This is a genomic window from Pseudomonas sp. NFX98, from assembly GCF_047784845.1.
Classification (GTDB): Bacteria; Pseudomonadota; Gammaproteobacteria; order Pseudomonadales; family Pseudomonadaceae; genus Aquipseudomonas.
The window spans coordinates 59,545-82,691 of sequence record NZ_JBLNNF010000020.1; the positions used below are offsets into that span (position 1 = coordinate 59,545).

Sequence of the window (23,147 nt, forward strand, 5' to 3'; positions counted from 1 at the left end):
AGAGTTTTGCTTCCACTGCCGAGTTGTTGCCATGTTCCATGTCGTAGTCAAGGTTCTCCAGTGAGCGCCACCCGGCGTAGCGCCGATGGGTTTGCCCTGCAAGTGATGCTGGGTTTGTGCCTGGTCTGGGGCGTCCAGCAGGTGATGATCAAATGGGCGGCGCCCGACATTGCACCGGTCATGCAAGCGGCCGGGCGCTCGGGCATGTCCGCGTTGCTCGTGGGTTTGGTGATCTGCTGGAAGGGCGGCTGGGATCAGGTCGGTGCTACGTGGCGCGGCGGGTTGTTGGCCGGTGCCCTGTTTGGCCTGGAGTTTTTCTTCATTTCCGAAGGCCTGCAACTGACCACTGCCGCGCACATGTCGGTGTTCCTCTATACCGCGCCGATTTTTACCGCGCTGGGCGTGCACTGGTTGTTGCCCAGTGAGCGGTTGCGGCCGGTGCAATGGCTGGGGATCATTCTGGCCTTTGTCGGAATCGGCATCGCGTTTGCCGGTGGAGTGTCCTGGGATAATCTCGATCGCCGCATGTTGCTGGGCGATGCTTTGGGCGTACTGGCGGGTGCCGCATGGGGCGCGACCACCGTGGTGGTTCGGGCTTCGAGGTTGTCGGAGGCACCGGTGACCCTGACCTTGTTCTATCAATTGATCATCGGTTTCGTTGGTTTGCTGTTGATCGCGCTGCTCAGCGGCCAGATCACCCACGTCAGCCTGACCACCGTGGCGGTGGCCAGTGTGTTGTTTCAGGGCGTGGTTGTATCGTTTTTCAGTTACCTGATCTGGTTCTGGCTATTGCGCCGTTATCTGGCGGCGAACCTGGCGGTGTTTTCGTTCATGACGCCGCTGTTCGGCGTCACGTTCGGTGTGGTGTTGCTGGGCGAAGAGCTGAGCCTCAACTTTGTCATCGGCGCGGTGCTGGTGTTGTTGGGCATCACCTTTGTCAGTGCTGAGCAGTGGGTTCGCCGCCGTTTGCGCAGAGCGCTTGGGCAGTCCTGAGCGAACTGAACAGCAAACTCCCGGCGATCAACAGCCCAATGCCCGCGACCACCAGCGCGGGCTGCAAGCCACCGCTGAAGTGGCTGCTCAGCGCCGCTAGCAATGGTCCGCTGAGCTGGCCGACGGCAAAACATGCGGTCAGCAGGCCTGCATTGCGTTGCGTCGATTGGGGCGCCAGTTCCCGCGAGCGTTGAATCACCAGTTGCATGCAGGCCAGGAACGGCGTGCCACACAGAATCACCCCGAGCGCGAGGCCGGGACCATTGCCCAGCAGGCAAGCGAATACCCCCGCCGCTTGCAGCCATAGTGTCGCCATCAGCCAGTGACGTGTCGTCCCCCAAGTAGGCCGACGCACACTCACCAACACCACACCGATCGCCGCCGCCAGTCCGAAGCACGGCCAGAACAGATCGGCCTGCCATTGGCCATGGAACTGCGCACTGGCCATTTGCGACAGGAACGTTGCCGGGATGATGTAGCCCACGCCGTATAAGGCATAGACCAGGCCTAACCGGCCGATACCACGATGATCGGAAGTCGCGACGCTGGCGACAGCCGCCACGGTTACGGGCGGCTGCGGCAGGATTCGCACAATCCCCAGCAACATCACCAGGCCAACGGCGGCGTACACCAGCCATAACGTAGCGGACGTCTGACCCAGCAGGTTCGAACTCAAGGCAAGCAACCCTGTCAGAAAAATCCCCAAACCTGGTCCGGCAAATACCAAGGCGCCGAGTCGCGGGCGTCCGGCGGCGGCAGCCAACGGCTGGCTCAACGCGGTGATCATCACCAGCACCCAGGCGCTGGCCACGCCAGTACCGAAACGCAAAATCAGATGCGGCCAGAAGCCGTGCGCCCAGAACGAGGCGAGGGTCAACAGCACGCACAGCCATAAGCCACCCAGCAGACGGCGACGGACTTGCGCGGGACGCCGGGAAAACATCGCGTCCACGGCACCGAGGAAGTAACCGAGGTAATTGGCGGCGGCAATCAGGCCAGCGCCAGTCAGGTCGATCTGGCCTTCACTGAGCAGGTGCGGCAGTTGCGGGGTCAGGGCGAAACGGCCGATGCCCATGGCCATCATCAGGGCGATAAAACTGGCGGACAATCGAATCAAGGGCGACATGGTCAGAGTTCCAACAGAGGTTCAATGACCGTCAGGCTAGGTTCGATTGACTTTCTTGAAAAATGAATAATAGTGAGTAACTTGTTCTTTTTTGGAGAAGGTAGTGGAATTCAGTCAATTGCGGATCTTCCAGGCTGTGGCGGAGGAAGCATCCATTACACGCGCCGCCGAACGCCTGCACCGGGTGCCGTCCAATCTGTCGACCCGGCTCAAGCAACTGGAAGAGCAGTTGGGCGTAGAACTGTTCGTTCGCGAGCGTCAGCGTTTGCAGCTGTCGCCTGCGGGAAAAGTCCTGCTGGACTACACCGCGAAGTTGTTCGCCTTGCACGACGAAGCCCATGCGGCGGTGCAGGGTGGGCAACCGGCGGGTGACTTCGTGCTCGGCACCATGTACAGCACCGCCGCCATTCACCTCCCGGCGCTGTTGGCACGCTATCACCGGCGTTACCCGTCGGTGAACCTGCAAGTGCAGTCCGGGCCCAGCGGTGAGCTGCTGGAAGGTTTGCTCACAGGCCGGCTCGACGCGGCGCTGGTGGACGGTCCGCCGGAATTGTCCGGGCTCGATGGCGTGTTGTTGTGTGAGGAACGGCTGGTGCTGATCAGTGAGGCCGACCATCCACCGGTGCTCAGCGCGCGGGATGTGGAAGGGCGTTCGGTGTTCACTTTTCGCCCGGGTTGCTCCTATCGGACGCGCCTGGAGTCCTGGTTCTCCCGTGATCATGCGGCCATGGGCCGGGCAATGGAGATTGAGTCGTATCCGGGAATGCTTGCGTGCGTGATTGCCGGCTCCGGCGTGGCGCTGATGTCGGAGTCGATGCTCGCCAGTCTTCCGGGCCGTGAAAGCGTGGCAGTGCACCCGCTTTCCGAGCCGTTTGCCACGGCAACCACCTGGCTGATGTGGCGCAAGGGCATGGTCGGGGCCAATCTGAATGCTTGGATCGAGGAGCAGCAAGCGGTCTATCCGTCGGCGCAAAGCCAGGCCCGGGCGATTGCATGATTTAATGGCGGCCGATTGTGATCGATTCAGTAACAGATCATTGCCACTTTGGGCGAGCATTGCTCAGGACTTCGGACTATTATCAGTGCGAAGGGGCTACAGAATTTTGGCCGCTCGGCACTACCCTGAAGGGGGCATCATGAAAGAGAAAATCCAAAACTGGCTGCACGACCTGGGTGTCGCACTCGGTTTGATCGAACCGCCTCTGCAACCTGTGCCTATTCGTACTGACGACGAACAACGCCGACGCCAGCAGCGTCGCCGGTAATCGCGATGCCGCGGCTGTCGTAGCAGCTGCCGAGCTTGCGAGGCTGCGTTCGGCGGCGAAGCCGTCGTAAACCGTAGACCTATGCAGTCCGTCTGATGTGCCGAGTGGAATTCATCGGCGACTGCTTTGCAGCCGAACGCAGCCTCGCGATGCTCGGCAGCTGCTACAGGAAAGCAGGCGAATTTAATAGGGCGAGCAGATTCAATGCCGCGCGATCTCCATCAAAAACCGGCTCAAGTCACTGGCTGTCCTGGCCGTGTTGAGCATCCGGTCTTCCTCGGCGGTGAACGCCGTCAAACCGAGTTCGTCTTCCAGATGGAAGATCAGCTCTTCAATTTCCGATTTATCCAATCCCAACTGCACCAGACTGGTGTTGTCGTCGAAGTCATCCCTGCCTTCCAGCAATCGGCTGATGTATCGATGCACGGCAGCACGAACGGCGGCTCTTTTCATGGCGGTTCTTCGCGGGCGTTGTTGTTTTTATCCCTGCTGAGGATGTCGGCCTCGGCGAGGCGCACCAGACGTTCAGGGAATTCGAGCACTTTCCTTCAGGCGAAAAAAAACGGGTGTGGCAACCGACGCCACACCCGTCGAAGAAAGCATCAAGTCGTTATGTTCAGCTTAGGCTGCGCTCGCCAGTGTTGCCGGGCGACGGGACATCAGGCTGACGAGCACGAAGCTCACGAGGCTGACACCGAGGCTGTAGTAGATCGGTGTGTTGGCATCCATTCCGTCCTTGAACATGAAAACCAGGGCGGTAATGAAACCCAATGCCATGGCGGCGATGGCACCGGCGGTGGTGGCGCGTTTCCAGAAGATCGCACCCATCAGCGGGATCAGCATGCCGCCCACCAGCAGGTTGTAGGCCAGTGTCAGCGCACTGATCACGTCATTGACCACCAGTGCGATGCCCAGAACAACAATACCGGTCAACAGGGTGAACAAACGGTTAGTGGTGATGTTGGACTCTCTACCACCGCGCAGTTTCGGCAGCAGGTCTTCGGTCAGGGTGGTGGAGGCGGCCAGCAAGCCGGCGCTGGCGGTGGACATCATGGCTGCCAGGGCAGCAGCAATCACCAGGCCACGGATGCCGTCCGGCAGCGAGACTTTGACGATAGCGGCGAAGGCGTTGTTGACGTTGTCCAGATCCGGAATCAGCACGTGAGCGGCCATACCGATCAGCGCGCAAACCAGGCCGTAGATGATGCAGTAGATACCGGCCGAAGTACCGGCGTACTTCGCCACTTTTTCGCTCTTGGCGGTGAACACCCGTTGCCAGATGTCCTGACCGATCAGGATGCCGAAGAAGTAGATCATGAAGTAGGTGATGATGGTGTCCCAGCCAATGCTGGTGAAATTGAAGCTGGCGGCCGGCAGTTGCGCGACCAGTTGATCCCAGCCACCCACACGGTACAGGCAGATAGGCAACAGCAGGAACATCAGGCCGACGGTCTGGATACCAAACTGGACGATGTCGGTCAGGGTCAGCGACCACATGCCGCCGATTGTCGAGTAAATGACGACGATGCCGCCGCCTACCAGTACAGAGACCCAGAACGGCAGGTCAAACAGAACTTGCAGTACGGTGCCGATGGCCAAGATCGAAACCACGCCGATCATCAAGGCATAGGCCAGCATGATGGTCGCGCTGGCGGTACGGGCCATTGGGTTGTAGCGTTTTTCCAGCACCTGGGTGACGGTGAACACTTTCAGTTTCAGCAACGGTTTGGCGAGGAACAGGTTCAGCGCGATGATCCCGCAGCCCAGTGCGGCGCAGAGCCAGAAACCGGAGATGCCGTGCACGTAGCCCAGACGCACGGTGCCCACGGTAGACGCGCCGCCCAGAACGGTGGCAGCCATGGTGCCCATGTACAGGCCCGGGCCGAGGTTACGACCGGCGACCAGGTAGTCTTCGTGGGTCTTGGCCTTGCGCATGCCGTAGTAGCCGAGTATCAGCATCGCGGCGGCGTAGATGAGTACGACGATTAAATCCAAAGCCATGATGGCGTGTCTCCGATTGTATTTTTTATGTGAGGCGAAAAATCAGGCGACGGATTGCATCGCCGGTTCAACGAGCGGGTCCGTGCTCTTGCTGCGTAAATCATTCGGGCCGAATACGGCGCTCGCTTCCGGGAACATCTTGAGCAACACCAGGTACACCACCGAAGCCAGGCCCAGGGTGACCGGCAAGCTGATGTCGATGCCCTCGGCCAGGTTGCCCAGTGGGCCGACGAACTGCCCCGGCAGGTTCACGAAGCACAGGCCGACGGCCGCGCTCGGGATCCAGGCACCCATGCCACGCCAGTTCCAGCCGTGGGTGAACCAGTAGCGGCCACCTTTCTCGCCACGGGTGAACACTTGCAGGTCGTCCGGGCAGTAGAAGCCGCGACGCGTCACCAGGCCAATGATCATGATCACCATCCATGGCGTGGTGCAGGTGATGATCAGTACGGCGAAGGTCGACACGCTCTGCACCAGGTTTGCCGCGAAGCGACCGATGAAGATGAAGGCAATCGACATCACGCCGATCAGCAACGTCGCCTTGACCCGCGACAGCACCCGTGGGAACACGCTGGACATGTCCAGCCCGGTGCCATACAGCGAGGTGGTGCCGGTGGACATGCCGCCGATCACCGCAATCAGGCACACCGGCAGGAAGAACCAGGTCGGCGAAACCGCCAGCAAGCCACCAACGTAGTTGTTGGCCGCGATGTAGTCCGGTGCCTTGATCGCCACGATGGTGGCGGTGGCGAGGCCGAACAGGAACGGAATCAGCGTGGCCAGTTGTGCGGCGATCACCGAAACCATGATCCGGCCTTTCGGCGTTTCACGTGGGATGTAGCGCGACCAGTCACCGAGGAACGCCCCGAAGGAAATCGGATTGCTCATGGCTACCAACGCTGCGCCGATGAACGCGGCCCAGAAACCGGCCTGACCCATGGCGACAGTGCCTGCGTACTGGCTGTCGAACGCCGGGGCAAAAGCGAAGATGCCCAGCAGGAACAGCAGACTGGCCGCCCACACAGCGATGCGGTTGACCCACAGCATGAAGCGGAAACCGTAGATGCACACCGTCAACACCAGCAGCGCGAACAGACCGTAGGCCAGGCCCAGGGTCAGGTCGGTTTCCGGCAGATCGATCAAGCGCTTGGCGCCGCCCACCAGTGCATCACCCGAACTCCAGACGGAGAGCGAGAAGAACGCGATAGCCGTCAGCAGCGACAGGAAAGAACCGACGATGCGCCCGTGCACGCCGAAGTGTGCACCGGAAGACACGGCGTTGTTGGTGCCGTTGATCGGACCGAACAGGCCCATCGGCGCGAGGATCAATGCCCCGAGCACCACGCCCAGCACAATCGCCCAGACGCCAGCCTGGAAGGACAGGCCGAACAGTACCGGGAAACTGCCGAGCACGGCGGTTGCAAAGGTATTGGCGCCACCGAAGATCAAGCGAAACAGGTCGCTGGGCCGGGCGGTGCGCTCATTGTCCGGGATCTGTTCGACCCCGTTTGTTTCGATGCTAAGGCTATTGTCTTTGTTGTTGTTATTCATGATCTGCTCCGATCATAAAGGCGCGCTCATCGTGTGTGAGCGTCACCTGTTTGGCTAAGGGGGTGGCAGCCCTTCCGGCATTGCGGACAAATGTTCGTGGCAGGCCAGCCATAGGCCTTGTTGTTCTTGGCCAGACGCTTGTTTCTTGAAAACAATCGTCTCGCGCTCCTGGCTGAAGTGGTGCTCCCCTTGCATGCGCAGCTCGGTGGCCACGTCATGGATGAAAATCGCCACGTCACCCTGCAGGCTGACAAAGGCGTTGCTCGATGTGCACGACAGCACTTCGAAGCCATCCTCGGCACGCCAGCTGTCCCACAACGCCTGGTAGGCATCGCGCGACAGAAGCGGTTGTTCGAGGGTGTAGAAGACGAAGCTGGCATCGGCGCTGAACGCGCCGAAGTAGGCTTCGCGATCGTTACGGGCGAAGGCGGATACCAGATCGGCAGCCGCGTTCAAAACCTGATCACGTTCGTTCATGGCCGATCCTCAGCGATGGACCACGCCAGGCAGTACGCAGAGCATTTCGTACAGCAGGTTGGCCGCCAGCAGCGAGGTGTTGCCGGTGGTGTCGTAAGCGGGCGAGACTTCTACCAGATCGCAACCGATCAGGTCGAGGCCTTGGCAGCCGCGAATGATTTCGATCGCCTGAATGGTCGTCAGACCGCCGATTTCCGGTGTGCCGGTGCCTGGTGCCCACGCCGGGTCGATGCCGTCGATGTCGAAGCTCAGGTACACCGGACCGCCGCCGACTTTCTCGCGAACTTCGGCCATCAGCGGTGCCAGGGATTTGTGCCAGCACTCTTCGGCCTGGACCACACGGAAGCCTTGGTTGCGGCTCCAATTGAAGTCGTCAGCGGTGTAGCCCTGGGCGCGCAGACCGATTTGCACAACGCGGTCGGGGTCGATCAGGCCTTCTTCGACGGCGCGACGGAAGGTGGTGCCGTGGGCGATTTTCTCGCCGAACATGTGATCGTTCACATCGGCGTGGGCGTCGATGTGCACAAGGCCGACCTTGCCATGCTTTTTATGGATGGCACGCAGGATCGGCAGGGTGATGGTGTGGTCGCCGCCCAGGGTCAACGGGATCACATCGTGTTCGAGGATGTTGTCGTAGGACTCTTCGATGATCCGTACGGCATCCAGCAGGTTGAAGGTGTTGATCGCCACGTCGCCGATGTCGGCAACGGACAGCGAGTCGAACGGTGCAGCACCGGTGGCCATGTTGTACGGGCGGATCATTACCGATTCGGCGCGGATGTCACGCGGCCCGAAGCGGGTGCCGGGGCGCAGCGAAGTACCGATGTCCAGCGGCACGCCTACGAAGGCAGCGTCCAGACCGGCAGCGGTAGGTACATGGGGGAGTCGGAGCATGGTGGCGATGCCGCCGAAGCGCGGCATTTCGTTGCCGCCCAGTGGTTGGTGAAGAATCTTGTCCACGGGTAGGGCCTCATCGTCGTTGTTTTATTTATTGGGTTTCGCCGTTCACGGAAGTACGGACGAACCTTGTGGCGCCGATTCTGCGAAATGTAGTGGCCGGGAAGAATCGCTACGCGCAAATACTTAGTTCAGATTTTTCTAAACTAATGGCGATGGCGGGGATAGACTTCTTCCATGAACCTACGATGGGTCGAATTGTGCAACACCTGTGGGAGCGAGCTTGCTCGCGATGAGGGAGTGACAGTCAACATCATCATTGACTGACCCACCGCAATCGCGAGCAAGCTCGCTCCCACAATGATCTCATTACCTTCCGCACTGCGTGTCACCCCGTTTCGGAGCCTTCCATGGCCAACGCTTTACCCGACCTGAAACTATTGCGCATCTTCGTCAGCGTGGTGCGTCATCAGGGATTCGCCAACGCCCAGCAAGAGCTCAACCTTTCAACGTCGGCCATCAGCACCTACATGAGCCAGCTCGAAGCCGCGCTGGGTCTGGTGCTGTGTCATCGTGGTCGGGGTGGTTTCAGCCTGACCAGCAAGGGTGAGTTGTTCCATCAGGAAACTCTGCGCCTGCTCGGCGAACTGGAAGGTTTCGAACAATACGCCGCCGCGCTCAAGGGTGAATTGCGCGGCACGCTGAACCTTGGGGTGATCGATTCCACGGTCAGCGACAAGGCCTTGCCGTTCGCCGAAGCCATCGGCGCCTACAGCCAGGAACACCCGGCCGTGCACTTGCACCTGTCGGTGATGAGCCCTTATGAGTTGCAGCTTGGTGTGCAGGACAATCGCCTCGACCTGGCCATCGGCGCGTTTTCGACGCGCATGAGCGGTCTGGTGTACATGCCGTTGTACCGCGAGCAGCACTGGCTTTATTGCAGCACGCGGCATCCGCTGTTCAACGAGCGGCGCATTCCCGAGCAGGTCATCACCCAGCAGCGCATGGTCGGTCGCGGCTATTGGAGCCAGGCCGAACTGGCCCGCCACGGCTTCAAGCACAGCGCTGCGACGGTGGAGAGTATGGAGGCGCAGTTGATTCTGGTGCTGTCTGGCGCCTACATCGGCTACTTGCCGGAGCACTACGCCCAGGCTTGGGCCGACAAGGGCGATTTGCGCGTGCTGTTGCCGGCGACTTTTGGCTATCAGGCGCCGTTCTCGATGATCGTGCGCCGGGGTCGCAGCCGCGAGCCGTTGATCCAGACTTTCCGCGATCTGCTCAAAGCACAACTGAATCAGGCCTGAAGACGATGTCCAGAATTCAATGCCCCCGTTGTCTGCGACCGCAATCGCATTGCCTGTGCCCGTTGATCCCCAGCCTCGACAGCCGTACTCGGGTGCTGTTGTTGCAGCATCCGAGCGAAGTGAACCATGCGTTGAATACCGCGCGGCTGGCGGCGCTGGGGTTGAAGAATGCCGAGCTGATCGTCGGCGAAGTGTTTGAGGATTTGCCCAGCCTGTTGAATCAACCGGGGTATCGGGCGCGCTTGTTGTTTCCCGGTGAGGACGCGCAGCCGATGCAGACGTATGTCGCATCCGATGAGCCGCTGTTGCTGGTGGTCCCGGACGGCACCTGGCGCAAGGCGCGCAAGATGCTGCACCTCAATCCGTTGCTGGCAGCATTGCCGAGGGTGACGCTGGCTGAAGGCGGCGTGTCCCGCTATCGACTGCGCAAGGCGCCGGGGCCGGGAGCGTTGTCGACGGTGGAGGCGATTGTGCAGGCGTTGGAAACGCTGGAGGCGCCTGCAACGTTTTCACCATTGTTGAAGCCGTTCGAAGCGTTGATCGAAGGGCAGATTGCGGCGATGGGGGAGGAGGTTTTCCAGCGTAATCATGGAGGGTAAAGCAAAAGATCGCAGCCTTCGGCAGCTCCTACAGGGTGTACGCAATCCTCTGTAGGAGCTGCCGAAGGCTGCGATCTTTTGATCTTATCGTTCCCGCATCGCCTCGGTCCGCGCCTTCAACACCGGTTTCAGCAGGTAATCCAGCACCGTTTTCTCCCCGGTAATAATGTCCACCGTCGCCACCATCCCCGGAATGATCAGCAACGGTTTCACGTCCCCGCCCAAATGGTTTTTATCGGTGCGCACCTGAATCAGGTAGAAACTGTTGCCCTTGTCATCGGTGATGGTGTCGGCGCCGATCAGTTCCAGCTTCGCGCTCAGCCCGCCGTAGATCGTGTAGTCGTAAGCCGTGAACTTGACCATGGCTTTCTGGCCGGGATGGAGGAACGCGACGTCCTGTGGGCGGACCTTGGCTTCGATCAGCAGGTTGTCTTCCAGCGGCACGATTTCCACCATGTCGCTGCCGGGCTGAACTACGCCGCCGATGGTATTGACCTTCAACACCTTGATGATGCCTTTGACGGGCGAGGTCACCGTGGTGCGCGTTACGCGGTCGTCGATGGCGATGCTCGATGCCGTGATTTTCGACAGGTCGGTGCGTTTTTCATTCAGCTCTTTGGCCGCGTCCGAACGGAAGGATTGTTCCGATTCGTCGATCTTGCTCCTGATCTCGGCAATGGCCGATTCCGCCCGGGGAATCGCCAGCGTGGTGGCGTTCAGCGAGCCACGGATCTCAACGGCGCTGCGCTTGAGCCGCAGGATCTCCACCGGCGACACGGCGCCGGTCTTGACCAGTGGCTCGGACATGTTCATCTCTTGGTTGACCAGCGCAAGGCTGGAACTGTACTGCCCGGCTTTCGAGCGGAACTCCGCCAGTTCCTGGGTTTTTTGCCTCAGTTGTTCTGACAGGGTGCGTTGTTCGCTGGCCAGTCGGCGTTGCCGCTGTTCGTACAGCGAGCGCTCGTCCTCGGCCACTTGCGGCGCCTTGGCGATCACTTCATCCGAGAGTTTGAAAGGTCGGCCTTCGGCTTCCGCCGACAAGCGCTCGACCTGCGCGGTCAGTGCATAACGATCGACTTCACTTTCGCCCTTGTTCGACAGGTAGCGCGTGTCATCCAGGCGCAGCAAGGTGTCGCCCTTGTTCACCATTTGCCCTTCGCGCACGAAGATCTCAGTAACGATGCCGCCCTCCAGGTTCTGGATCACCTGCACCTTGCTCGACGGAATCGCCTTGCCTTCGCCCATCGTCACTTCCTGCAATACGGCGAACTTGGCCCAGACCAACGCGCTGATCAACAGCGCGGCCGCCAGCCAAACGGTCACCCGCGACCAGCGCGGCGAGTCCTGCAATGAAGCGCCGGCGGTTTCCGGCATGAATTCGGCTTCGGCGCTTTTGCCGAAACTGTCGAAGTAGCCGCGATCTTTCGAAGAATCCGATGAAGCAGGCATGGGCAACTCCTAGACCGCCGCAGAGCCGACACGGCCCTTGCGCAGTGCATCGATGACCGCTTCTTTCGGTCCGTCGGCGACGATCCGCCCGTTGTCCAGCACCACCAGCCGGTCCACCAGGCTGAGCATCGAGGTGCGGTGCGTGACCAGCAGCACGGTTTTGCCCTGGACCCAACCGTGGAGTTTTTGCCGCAGTACGTCTTCGCTGCTGTTGTCCATGGCGCTGGTGGGTTCGTCGAGCAACATGATCGGCGGGTCGAGCAACAACGCCCGTGCCAGCAGCACAGCCTGGCGTTGGCCGCCGGAGAGCAATTGGCCGCGCTCGCCGACAGGGCGGTCGAAGCCTTGCGGGTGTTGCCGGGCCAGTTCGGTAACGCCGGTGAGTTCGGCCACTTCGAGCATGCGGGCGTCGCTGATGTAGCGCGCGCCGAGGGTCAGGTTGTCGCGCAGGCTGCCGGCCAACAGCGGCAAGTCATGGGCGACGTAACCGATTTGATGGCGCAGGTCGGCGACGTCGAGTTGCCGCAGGTCCAGGCCATCGAGCAGCAACTGGCCTTCTTCCGGTTCGTAGAAGCCCATCACCAGTCGCCCCAGGGTGCTTTTGCCCGAGCCGCTGCGGCCGATGATGCCGATGCGTTCACCGGGTTTGACGCTGAAACTGATGTTGGCCAGCGCCGGGGCGTTCTGGCCGTTGTAGTGGAAGGTCACACCGACCACATCCAGCGCGCCTTGCAGTTGGGTGCGCTCCAGCGGCCGTTGCCGGGCATCGCGCTCCTGAGGCAACGACATCAGCGCATCGGTGCTTTTCATGGTCAGTTGCGCTTGCTGGTAGCGGGTGATCAACCCGGCGATTTGCCCCAGCGGCGCCAGTACCCGGCTGCCGAGCATGTAGGTCGCCACGAGTGCACCGACGCTGAGATTGCCGGCGATGATGCTGTAGACCCCGGCGACGATGGTCGCCATGCCGGAAAACTGCTGGATGAACAATGTGCCGTTGGTCGCCAGCGCCGAGAGGTTGCGCGCGTGGCTGTCGAGGCGGGTGAGGGCGCCGTGGGTGCTTTCCCATTTGTGCTGGCGCTCGCTTTCGGCGCTGCAGGCCTTGAGGGTTTCCAGGCCGCCGAGGGTTTCGATCAGCAACGCCTGGCGTTCGGCGCCGAGGCTCAGGCTCTTCTGCACGGTGTCGCGAAGGCGTGCCTGAATGATCATGGCGAAGATGATGGTGATCGGAAACGCCAGCACCGGAATCACCACCAGCCAGCCGCCAAGCAGGCCGATCACTACCAGCATCAATAAGGCGAAGGGCAGGTCGATCAGGCTGGTCAGCGTCACCGCGGTGAGAAATTCCCGCAGGCCCTGAAAGTCATGGATGCTCTGGGCAAAGCCGCCAATGGTCGCCGGCCGCGCTTTCATCGCCATGCCGGTGATGCGTTCAAACAAAGTCGCCGAGAGGATCACGTCGGTCTTTTTGCCGGCGGTGTCCAGCAAATGCGCGCGCACCACGCGCAGGACGAGTTCGAAACCGGTGCCGATCAACAGGCCGATGGACAACACCCACAAGGTCGACGTGGCCTGGTTCGGCACCACGCGATCGTAGGTCTGCATCACGAACAGCGGCACCATCAGGCCCAACAGGTTGATCAGGAAACTGGCGAGAATCGCATCGCTGTACAACCACTTCGACAGCTTCAGCGTGTCGCGAAACCAGGCTTGTACGCGGGGCACCAGCGGCGAGCGCAGGTCTTCGAGTTCATGCCGTGGCCGGGCGAACAATGCCTGGCCGGTGTAGTGTTCGGCGAGCTCTTGCGGGCTGATCCATTGTTCGCCGCCATCGGCTTCGCTGGGCAGGATCAGCACCCGGCCGTCCTCGCCATAACGGCGCAGGACCGCAGTGCGGCCATTGTTGAGCAGCAGCATCACAGGCAGGTTGAGCGGGGAAATGTCCTTGAGGTCGCGGCGCAGCAGACGCGCCTGCAAACCGGCCCGGGCCGCTGCTCGGGGCAGCAGGTCCAGGCTCAGTCGTTGGTGTGCCATTGGCAGCCCGGCACTCAGGCTGGCGCGACTGACAGTCGCGCCATGAAGTTTGCAGAGGATCAACAGACCGTCCAGAAGCGGGTCATCGAAGCTCAGGCGCGGATCGACACCGGTGTTGCCGGGTTCCATGCTGGTCAATTTTATCGCTCCGGTTGAGCTACAACAATTGGCACGAATATCTACAAGCCCCCCCTGTAGGAGCTGCCGAAGGCTGCGATCTTTTGATCTTGATCTTAAAAAACAAAATCAAAAGATCGCAGCCTTCGGCAGCTCCTACGGGGGTGTTTATTTGAGAGTAGGCAAACGAGCTTCGCTCTTCACTTCGGCCTGGGCGATGGCATCGGCGGGCAGTACGACCCGCTGCTTGCTCAACAGCTGGCCCATGTTCGCCAGTACACGGTACATCGAATACTCTTCGGTGTAGCGCACTTCGGTGTAGCGACGGTTGGCGTTGTAGAGTTCGTTTTCACTGTCCAGCAGGTCGAGCAGGGTGCGTTGGCCGAGGCCGAACTGATCCTGATACGCCACGCGTACGCGTTTGCTGGTGTCGGCGTATTCACGGGCGGTCGGGGTTTGTTTCTTGGCATTGACCATGGCGTTCCAGGCCAGGTGAATGTTTTCGTTGAGCTGGCGCAGGGCGTTGTTGCGGATGTCCATCGCCTGATTGATCTTGTGCGCATCCGATTGCAGGCGAGCCTTGTCGCTGCCACCGCGGAACAGGTTGTAGTTCATCACCACACCGACTCGCCATTCGTTGTCGTGGCCTTCTTCGCCGGCAATGTTGTTGTTCGCGCCCACCGCGGCTTCGGCGTCGAAGCGTGGGTAGAACGGCGACTTGGCGACTTCGTATTGGCTCTCGGCCGATTGCACGTCGGCTTGCGCGGATTTCAGGTACGGGTTGTTGTCCACCATGCTCTGCTGCGCTTCCTGGAAAGTGGCCGGCAATTCGCCGCGGGTCGAAGGCGGTGATTCGAGTTCATCGGGCAGGCGCCCGACCACGGCGGCGAAGTTCGACTCGGCATCCGCCAGATCCACTTCGGCGGTGTCGAGGTTGTTCTCCGCCAGCGCCCGACGAGCGGTGGACTGGTCGGCGTCGGCGTTGCTGCCGATCCCGCGCTCGGTGCGCAGGCCGATTTGATCGTTGACCCGCAAATGCGCCTGCAGGTTGTTCTTGGCCAGCGTCACCAGTTCACGGCGCTTGAGCACTTCGAGATAGACCTCGATGGTACGCAGGGCCAGATCCTGAGCGGTGCCCTGGGCGTAATAGGCCCGGGAATTGACCACGCCTTTGGTGCGCTCGACTTCGTTGGCGGTGTTGAAACCATCGAAGAGCATCTGCCGCAGACGCAGTTCCGATTGGGTGTAATTGAGAATTTCGGTGTGGTGATTACCAAACGCCCGGGTGTTGGTGTTGTCGCTGTACCCGCGCCCGTACGCGGCATTCAAGTCAACCGACGGATAAAAGCCCCCCTTCGCGACCTTCACGTCTTCGTCAGCCGACAGACGGCTGTCCACCCGCGACGCCAGTTCCGGGTGAGTGGCGATGGTGCTTTGAATGGCTTCGGTCAATGACATGGCATGTGCTTGGGAAGTGCAGGCCATGGCCAGCAGAACCGCGCTGCATAGGGGGGTTAAAAGGCGCATGGTGCATCTCCCTGATTCCTGATGGTGCTTTATTAGTCGCCAAATATTTGACGACATTTATAGGTAAACCGTTTCACGCGTTTTACAGAAGAGCTAAGAACATTCTGGAGAGAACCTAAGAAGTGTTTCTCATAAGAGTTATGCCGAAAAAAACTTATGCGCTCTGCAAAATCCAGCACATTGTTCACTTCGAAAGCCCTTGATTTATGAGCTTTAGGGCGCTCATCAGGGCGATTGAAAAGTTCAGATCCACTTATCGACATAGGGCGGAGAAGTGCTGGAGGGGAGGGAGGCGCAGCGGAATTGAGTGACGGTTTTTTGTCACTCGGGTGATTCAAAACCGTTACGCATCGCTCGCAGGGCAACGTATTTACGATGTGTTCCCGATGCCTTTGATTGCAAAGGGGTTTGTTGCGCAACGAAACGTGCCCGCGGGCAACACGCTGGGCGAGATCGTCGCCAGGGCAGCGGTTTACTCAAGTAAACCCGCTGACCGGTAGACGATCCGCCGGGCAACCCGTTGAGCCATCCATAAGCATTGCTCCGCGCAATAAAAAAAGTGCCGACAGCGGTTGGCAGCGGAGGAAATGTACATGGCTACGCTCATCGGTATCGTCAGTAAGATCGTCGGGCAGGTGTTCGCGGTTTCAAGCGACGGCACTCGTCGTGTCCTGATCGAAGGAGACCGGTTATTCGCCGGTGATCAACTGACGACCGGGGCCGAGGGCGCGGTAGCGGTGCATTTGCAAAATGGCCAGGAATTGACCCTTGGTCGGGGCAGCAGCCTGCAAATGACGCCACAGTTGCTGGCTGATCACGCGCCCCACGTCGACACGGCCGAAGCGGTGACGCCGAGTCAGGCGCAACTGAGCGATGTCGAACAACTGCAAAAAGCCATTGCCGCCGGTGACGACCCGACGCAAACCGCTGAAGCCACGGCAGCCGGTCCGTCGAGCGGTGCACCAGGCGGCGCGGCGGGTGGCGGGCACAGTTTCGTCATGCTTGAGGAAGTCGGTGGGCGCGTCGATCCGAACATCGGCTTTCCCACTGCCGGTTTCAACGGCATTCCCGAGTTTCCAGAAGAGCGCCACGATGGCGATGCCGACCCTGACGCCGGCACGCCAGCGGCCGCGATCGAGCCGGTTGTTCCTCCAGTCGTTCCGCCAGTCATTCCACCGGTGGCGGACAATCCCGTCACCCTCAAGGGCCTGTCGGTGGAGGGCGGTGAACTCACCGTCAACGAAGCCAATCTCGCCGACGGCTCGGCCAGCAATGCCGGCGCACTGACCCAGAACGGCACGTTCACCATCACAGCCCTCGACGGGCTGAGCAACCTGAGCATCGGCGGGATCAACGTGATCAGCGGCGGTGTCGCGGTGGGCTTCCCGCAATCGATCACGACCCCGTTGGGCAGCACCCTGACCATCACCGGTTACAACCCGTCCACCGGCGTTGTGAGTTACAGCTACACCCTCAACGGCAACGAAACCCATACGAGCGGCGACGGCACCACCCTCAGTGAACACTTCACCGTGGTGGCCGGCGACAGCAATGGCGACACCGCGACCGGATCGCTGGACATCAACATCACCGACGACGTGCCCAAAGCCGTCGACGACGATAACGGCGTGGCGTCGGAAACCCAGCTGACCCTCAACGGCAACGTGCTGACCAACGATGTGCAAGGTGCGGACCGTGTGCCGGTGGGCCAAAATTCCGGGCCGATTACCCCCGGCACTTTCGTCGGCACTTACGGCACCCTTGTGCTGAATGCCAACGGCACTTACACCTACACCCTGAACACCAGCGACGCCGACTTCAAAGCCCTGCATGGCGGTGGCAACGGCACTGAAACCTTCACCTACACCTTGACCGATGCCGACGGCGACTCCAGCACCGCCAACCTGGTGCTGAACATTCACAACAACGACGATGGCGTGACCATCGACGGCCTGAATGTCGAAGGCGGCGAACTGACCGTCTACGAAAAAAACCTCAGCGACGGCACTGACCCCAACACACCGGCCCTGACCCAAAGCGGCACCTTCACCATAACCGCGCTGGACGGTGTGCAAACCCTGACCGTTGGCGGTATCGCCGTCGTCAGCGGTGGCGTGGTCGCAGGCTTCCCGCAATCGGTCGTCACTCCTCTGGGCAGCACGCTGACCATCACCGGGTTTGATCCTGTCACCGGTGTTGTGAGCTACAGCTACACCCTGGCCGATAACGAAAGTCACCCGACTGGCAACGGCACCAACAGCATTTCCGAGCCGTTTGCCGTGGTCGTGACCGATGACAACAACACCACCGCCCATGGCGAACTGAACGTCAACATCGTCGATGACGTGCCGACGGCCAAACCGGATTCGGCCTCAGTGGCGGAGGGCGGCACCGTCACGGGCAACGTGCTGGACAACGACATCGGCGGCGCAGATGGCCCCGCGGCGAGTGGCGCGGTGGTCGGCGTGCGTGCCGGTGGCGACACTTCGACCTCGGCCATCGGCGGCCTGAACAGCCAGATCAACGGCACCTACGGTTACCTGACCCTCGATGCCAACGGCAACGCGGTCTATCACAGCAATCCGAATGCAGTGAGCGGTCCCGGTGCAGTGGATGTGTTCACCTACACCGTGCGCGATGCCGATGGAGATGAAAGCACCACCACCATCACCATCGACGTGTACAACAGCTGCCTGAAAGCAATCAGCGACACCGACGTGACGGTCTACGAAAAAGCCCTCGACCTGACCAAGGACGGCCAGGACCTGGCCGCCGGCACCGTGGTCGGCAGTCAACCGGGCAGTACCGGTGAAACCGCGTCCGGCACCCTGGTCGGTTCGGTCAGCGGCGCCGTGGGTGCGATCACCTATGCGCTGGTCGGTAGCGCCACCGGGGAGCACGGACAGATCGTGCTCAACCCGAATGGCACCTACACCTATACGTTGACCTCGCCGGCGAGCACCTCGCCGAACGCCAACGATGGCCCGAACGTCACTCACGAAACCTTCACCTATCAGGCCACCGATTCACTCGGCAACGTCGTCACCAGCACCATCGTGGTCAACATCGTCGATGACGTACCGACGGCCAAAGCTGATTTTGATTCGGTACAAGAGGGCGGCATCGTCAGCGGCAATGTGCTGGACAACGACAGCGGCGGTGCCGATGGTCTCGGTGCCGTGATCGGCGTGCGCGCCGGCAGCAACACCTCGACCGCAGCGGTAGGCGGGCTCAACACGCAGATCGATGGCAACTACGGTTACCTGACTCTCGACGCCAATGGCAACGCGGTCTACCACAGCAATCCGAACGCAGTCAGCGGCCCGGGCGCAGTGGATGTGTTCACCTACACCGTGCGCGATGCCGATGGCGATCAAAGCACCACCACCATCACCATCGACGTCTACAACAGCTGCCTGAAAGCAGTCAGCGATACCGACGTGACGGTCTACGAAAAAGCCCTCGACCTGAACAAGGATGGTCAGGATCTGGCCGCCGGTACGGTCGTTGGTAGCCAGCCGGGCAGCACCGGTGAAACGGCGTCGGGCACGTTGGTCGGTTCGGTCAGCGGCGCAGTTGGTGCGATCACCTATGCATTGGTCGGCAGCGCTAGCGGAGAGCATGGGCAAATCGTGCTCAACCCGAATGGCACTTACACTTACACCCTGACATCACCAGCGACTACCTCGCCAAACGCCAATGACGGCCCGAACGTCACCCATGAAACCTTCACCTATCAGGCCACCGATTCCCTCGGCAACGTCGTCACCAGCACCATCGTGGTCAACATCGTCGATGACGTACCGACGGCCAAAGCTGATTTTGATTCGGTACAAGAGGGCGGGATTGTCAGCGGTAATGTGCTGGATAACGACAGCGGAGGCGCCGACGGTCTCGGTGCCGTGATCGGCGTGCGCGCCGGCAGCAATACCTCGACCGCAGCGGTGGGCGGGCTCAACACGCAGATCGATGGCAACTACGGTTACCTGACTCTCGACGCCAATGGCAACGCGGTCTACCACAGCAATCCGAATGCGGTTAGCGGCCCCGGCGCAGTGGATGTGTTCACCTACACCGTGCGCGATTCTGACGGTGACCAAAGCACCACCACCATCACCATCGATGTCTACAACAGCTGCCTGAAAGCAGTCAGCGACACTGACGTAACGGTCTACGAAAAGGCCCTCGACCTGACCAAGGACGGCCAGGATCTGGCGGCTGGCACCGTGGTCGGCAGCCAACCGGGCAGCACAGGTGAAACCGCGTCCGGCACCTTGGTCGGCTCGGTCAGCGGCGCGGTCGGTGCGATCACCTATGCGCTGGTCGGCAGCGCTACCGGGGAGCACGGGCAAATCGTGCTCAACCCGAATGGCACCTACACCTATACGTTGACCTCGCCGGCGAGCACCTCGCCGAACGCCAACGATGGCCCGAACGTCACTCACGAAACCTTCACCTATCAGGCCACCGATTCACTCGGCAACGTCGTCACCAGCACCATCGTGGTGAACATCGTCGATGACGTACCGACGGCCAAAGCCGATTTTGATTCGGTACAAGAGGGCGGCACCGTCAGTGGAAATGTGCTGGACAACGACAGTGGCGGTGCCGATGGTCTCGGTGCCGTGATCGGCGTGCGCGCCGGCAGCAACACCTCGACCGCAGCGGTGGGCGGGCTCAACACGCAGATCGACGGCAACTACGGTTACCTGACTCTCGACGCCAACGGCAACGCGGTCTATCACAGCAATCCGAACGCAGTCAGCGGCCCGGGCGCAGTGGATGTGTTCACCTACACCGTGCGCGATGCCGATGGCGATCAAAGCACCACCACCATCACCATCGATGTCTGCAACAGCAACATCAAAGCCGTGACCGACACCGACGCGACGGTCTACGAAAAAGCCCTCGACCTGAGCAAGGACGGCCAGGACCTGGCGGCCGGTACGGTCACCGGCAGCGAGCCGGGCAACACCGGTGAAACCGCTACCGGAACCCTGGTGGGTTCAGTCAACGGCGCGGCGGGCGCGATCACCTATACGCTGGTCGGTAGTGCCAACGGCGCCTTCGGGCAAATCCTGCTCAACCCCAACGGCACCTACACCTACACCCTGACCTCGGCACCGAAAACCACGCCGGGCGCCAACGATGGCCCGAACACCCTGAGCGACAGTTTCACCTACAAGGCCACCGACGCAGCGGGCAACAGCACCACCAGCACCATCGTGGTCAACATCGTCGATGACGTGCCCAAGGCCGTGGCGTCGGAACGTTCGGTGGCAGCGGTGGAGATCGACACCAACCTGCTGCTGGTGATCGACGTGTCCGGCAGTATGGCCGACGCCTCCGGCGTTACGGACCTGTCGCGGCTGGAATTGGCCAAGCAGGCCATCAGCGCCTTGCTCGACAAGTACGACGACCTCGGCGACGTCAAAGTGCAGATCGTGACGTTCAGCAGCAACGCCACCGACAAGACTTCAATCTGGGTGGATGTGGCGACTGCCAAGGCGATCGTTTCCGGCCTGTCGGCGGGCGGTGGTACCAATTACGACGCGGCGGTCGACGTGGCGCAAGATGCGTTCAACACCAACGGCAAACTGACTGGCGCACAGAACGTCGGCTACTTCTTCTCCGACGGCAAACCTAACGAAGGCTCGATCGGCACTCAGGATGAGGCGAACTGGAAAGACTTCCTCACCGACAATCAAATCAAGAACTACGCGATCGGCCTGGGTAAAAACGTCGACAACGATGCCCTCGATCCACTGGCCTATGACGGCACCGGTACGGGCACCAATACCAACGCGGTGATCGTCACCGACCTCGGTCAACTCAACTCGGTGCTCTCGGGCACCGTGATCGGCGCACCGGTCACCGGTTCGCTGCTGGGCGAGGGCGGTACGTTCGGCGCGGACGGCGGCTTCATCAAAACCATCACCGTCGATGGCACCACGTACACCTACGATCCGAAAGGCAACAACAACCAGGGTTCGCTGAACTTCAGCGGCGGCGCCAACCACGGCACGTTCAACACCACCAACAACACGCTGAGCATCGCCACCGACAACAAAGGCACCCTGGTGGTGAACCTCGACACCGGCGAATACAACTACGTGTCGCAGAAAACCACGTCGGTGGTGCTCACCGAAAACATTGGTTTCACCGTCAGCGACAACGACGGCGATCTCGCCAACTCGACGCTGGTGATCAAAGTCATTCCGAACGCGGCACCGATGGCCACCGATGACCACATCATCACCAACGTGCTGTCGAACAGCGTGACAGTACCGGGCGAGTTGCTGCTGGCCAACGACACCGACGCCGACGGCGACCCGCTCAAGGCTTCGCCAACCACCTTCAATACCGGCTGGGTTGCCAAGGGAGCGGACTTCATCGGCACCGGTGCGATCGACTTCTCCGGCAGCGGCGTCAAACCGAGCAACCAGAGCCTGAGCAATGTGCGCGGCTCGTTCGCGGCCACCACCGCAACGATGACGGCCCTGTTGGTGATCAGTGGTTACCTGGGCCCGGTCACCGCCGCCAATACCAACGATGAGGACCGCATCACCGTCAACCTCAAGCAGGGCGAAACCCTCAATCTGGACCACAACCTGGCCGCCGGCCATATCACCATGGAGTATTCGATCAACGGCGGCGCCTGGATTCCCCTCGCCGATGGCCAGACCATCACGGCAAACGCCGATGGCGTTTACCAGATTCATGTCACCAACATTGCCAACGTCGGTGGAGGCAGCGGTGCAGGCAACGCGGAAGGCTATCAGCTGACCATGAAGCTCGATTATTCCGGCGCCCACGACACCACGCCGGACTACCACGGCAGCTACACCGCCAGCGACAACCATGGCGGCAGCGACAATGCCAACGTGTCCATCAGCTACCAGGACGGCCACACCCTCACCGGGACCGCGGGCAACGACACGCTGGTGGCGGGCAACGGTGACAACGTCATCAATGCCGGTGACGGCAATGACATCCTCACCGCAGGCACCGGCAACAACACGCTGCATGGCGATGCGGGCAATGACTTGCTGTTCAGCGGCATCGGCAACGACTTGCTCGATGGCGGCACCGGCAATGACACTGCCAGCTATGCGCATGCCACCTCAGCTGTCACGGTCAACCTGGGCACGAGCGGTCCGCAGAACACATTTGGCGCCGGCACCGACACCCTGACCGCCATCGAGAATCTCATCGGCTCCGACTTCAACGACAAACTGACCGGCGACAACAACAGCAACACCATCACCGGCGGCCTGGGCAATGACGTGCTCAAGGGCGAGGGCGGTGACGACTTCCTGATCGGCGGCCTGGGCAACAACACCCTGACCGGCGGCAGCGGCGCCGACACCTTCCAGTGGCTCAAGGGCAACAGCGGCCACGACCTGATCACCGACTTCACACCGGGCACCGACAAACTCGACCTGTCGCAATTGCTGCAAGGGGAAAACGGCACCGCTGCCTCGCTGGATGACTACTTGCACTTCACCGTCAGCGGCAGTGGTGCGTCACTGGTCACCAGCATCGACGTCAGCGGCATGGCCGGCGCGGCGCCGAACCAGACCATCGACCTGGCGGGCGTCAACCTGGCCAGCCACTACGGTGTAACGCCGGGGGCGGGTGGGGTGATTTCCGGGGCGGATACGGCAACCATCATCAACGGCATGCTCAATGATCATTCGTTGAAGGTGGATACTGTTTGATCTGGAAAGTGGGCTTACTCGCGATCGCGTTGGATCAGTCAACTTCACTGTTGAATGTGAAACCGCAATCGCGAGCAAGCTCGCTCCCA

15 protein-coding genes are annotated in these 23,147 nt (G+C 60.9%); 6 read left to right on the top strand and 9 right to left on the bottom strand.

Translation table 11 applies throughout. The annotated features are described in order from the left end of the window. The first annotated feature begins 60 nt into the window (after nt 1–60). Entirely contained in the window at nt 61–993 is a 933-nt protein-coding gene (locus tag ACM110_RS24205) for a DMT family transporter (protein ID WP_416129754.1), read from the top strand. Here ACM110_RS24205 and ACM110_RS24210 read toward each other — a convergent pair. Continuing rightward, nucleotides 938–2,119, bottom strand: a complete 1,182-nt coding sequence (locus tag ACM110_RS24210) for an MFS transporter (protein WP_416129755.1) — start codon at nt 2,117–2,119, stop codon at nt 938–940. The two genes, ACM110_RS24205 and ACM110_RS24210, sit on opposite strands and share 56 nt — an antisense overlap. Before the next feature lie 103 nt (nt 2,120–2,222). Here ACM110_RS24210 and ptrR point away from each other — a divergent pair, with 103 nt between their 5' ends. Together ptrR and ACM110_RS24220 are read left to right on the top strand one after the other, a co-directional pair. Beyond that, a complete protein-coding gene (ptrR, locus tag ACM110_RS24215; protein ID WP_416129756.1) occupies nt 2,223–3,116 on the top strand; it encodes a putrescine utilization regulator PtrR in 894 nt (297 codons plus the stop codon). A 139-nt stretch (nt 3,117–3,255) separates the two neighbouring features. Continuing rightward, a complete protein-coding gene (locus ACM110_RS24220; protein WP_007914492.1) occupies nt 3,256–3,384 on the top strand; it encodes a PA1414 family protein in 129 nt (42 codons plus the stop codon). A gap of 201 nt (nt 3,385–3,585) precedes the next feature. On the opposite strand, the gene ACM110_RS24225 is transcribed toward ACM110_RS24220, so the two are convergent. From ACM110_RS24225 to speB, 5 genes are all read right to left on the bottom strand, one after another. After that, nucleotides 3,586–3,837, bottom strand: a complete 252-nt coding sequence (locus ACM110_RS24225) for an acyl carrier protein (RefSeq protein WP_416129757.1) — start codon at nt 3,835–3,837, stop codon at nt 3,586–3,588. A 168-nt stretch (nt 3,838–4,005) separates the two neighbouring features. Then, nucleotides 4,006–5,385, bottom strand: coding sequence for a sodium:solute symporter (locus ACM110_RS24230; RefSeq protein ID WP_416129758.1), 1,380 nt, complete (start codon nt 5,383–5,385; stop codon nt 4,006–4,008). A 42-nt stretch (nt 5,386–5,427) separates the two neighbouring features. After that, nucleotides 5,428–6,936, bottom strand: coding sequence for a purine-cytosine permease family protein (locus ACM110_RS24235; RefSeq protein ID WP_416129759.1), 1,509 nt, complete (start codon nt 6,934–6,936; stop codon nt 5,428–5,430). A 54-nt stretch (nt 6,937–6,990) separates the two neighbouring features. Continuing rightward, entirely contained in the window at nt 6,991–7,413 is a 423-nt protein-coding gene (locus ACM110_RS24240; protein ID WP_416129760.1) for a YybH family protein, read from the bottom strand. 9 nt (nt 7,414–7,422) lie between these two features. After that, nucleotides 7,423–8,373 (bottom strand): agmatinase, encoded by a 951-nt coding sequence (gene speB, locus ACM110_RS24245; RefSeq protein WP_416129761.1) that lies wholly within the window; start codon nt 8,371–8,373, stop codon nt 7,423–7,425. Nucleotides 8,374–8,720: 347 nt separating this feature from the next. Between speB and ACM110_RS24250 the strand changes: the two genes are divergently transcribed. Then, on the top strand, nt 8,721–9,614 hold the full coding sequence (locus ACM110_RS24250; protein ID WP_007972518.1) for a LysR family transcriptional regulator: 894 nt from the start codon (nt 8,721–8,723) through the stop codon (nt 9,612–9,614). Between the two features lie 5 nt (nt 9,615–9,619). Next, nucleotides 9,620–10,213 (top strand): tRNA-uridine aminocarboxypropyltransferase, encoded by a 594-nt coding sequence (locus ACM110_RS24255; protein ID WP_416129762.1) that lies wholly within the window; start codon nt 9,620–9,622, stop codon nt 10,211–10,213. An 84-nt stretch (nt 10,214–10,297) separates the two neighbouring features. Here the strand turns inward: ACM110_RS24255 and ACM110_RS24260 are convergent, their stop codons facing one another. The 3 genes from ACM110_RS24260 to ACM110_RS24270 all read right to left on the bottom strand — a co-directional run bounded on the left by ACM110_RS24260 (nt 10,298) and on the right by ACM110_RS24270 (nt 15,337). Then, entirely contained in the window at nt 10,298–11,662 is a 1,365-nt protein-coding gene (locus ACM110_RS24260) for an HlyD family type I secretion periplasmic adaptor subunit (protein WP_416129763.1), read from the bottom strand. A gap of 9 nt (nt 11,663–11,671) precedes the next feature. Then, the gene (locus ACM110_RS24265) at nt 11,672–13,831 is read right to left on the bottom strand and encodes a type I secretion system permease/ATPase (RefSeq protein ID WP_338582434.1); all 2,160 of its coding nucleotides are present in this window, start codon (nt 13,829–13,831) and stop codon (nt 11,672–11,674) included. Nucleotides 13,832–13,978: 147 nt separating this feature from the next. Further along, on the bottom strand, nt 13,979–15,337 hold the full coding sequence (locus ACM110_RS24270; protein WP_416129764.1) for a TolC family outer membrane protein: 1,359 nt from the start codon (nt 15,335–15,337) through the stop codon (nt 13,979–13,981). 593 nt (nt 15,338–15,930) lie between these two features. Here ACM110_RS24270 and ACM110_RS24275 point away from each other — a divergent pair. Further along, nucleotides 15,931–23,058: a retention module-containing protein gene (locus ACM110_RS24275; protein ID WP_416129765.1), complete on the top strand. Its 7,128-nt coding sequence runs from the start codon at nt 15,931–15,933 to the stop codon at nt 23,056–23,058. Nucleotides 23,059–23,147: the final 89 nt, after the last annotated feature.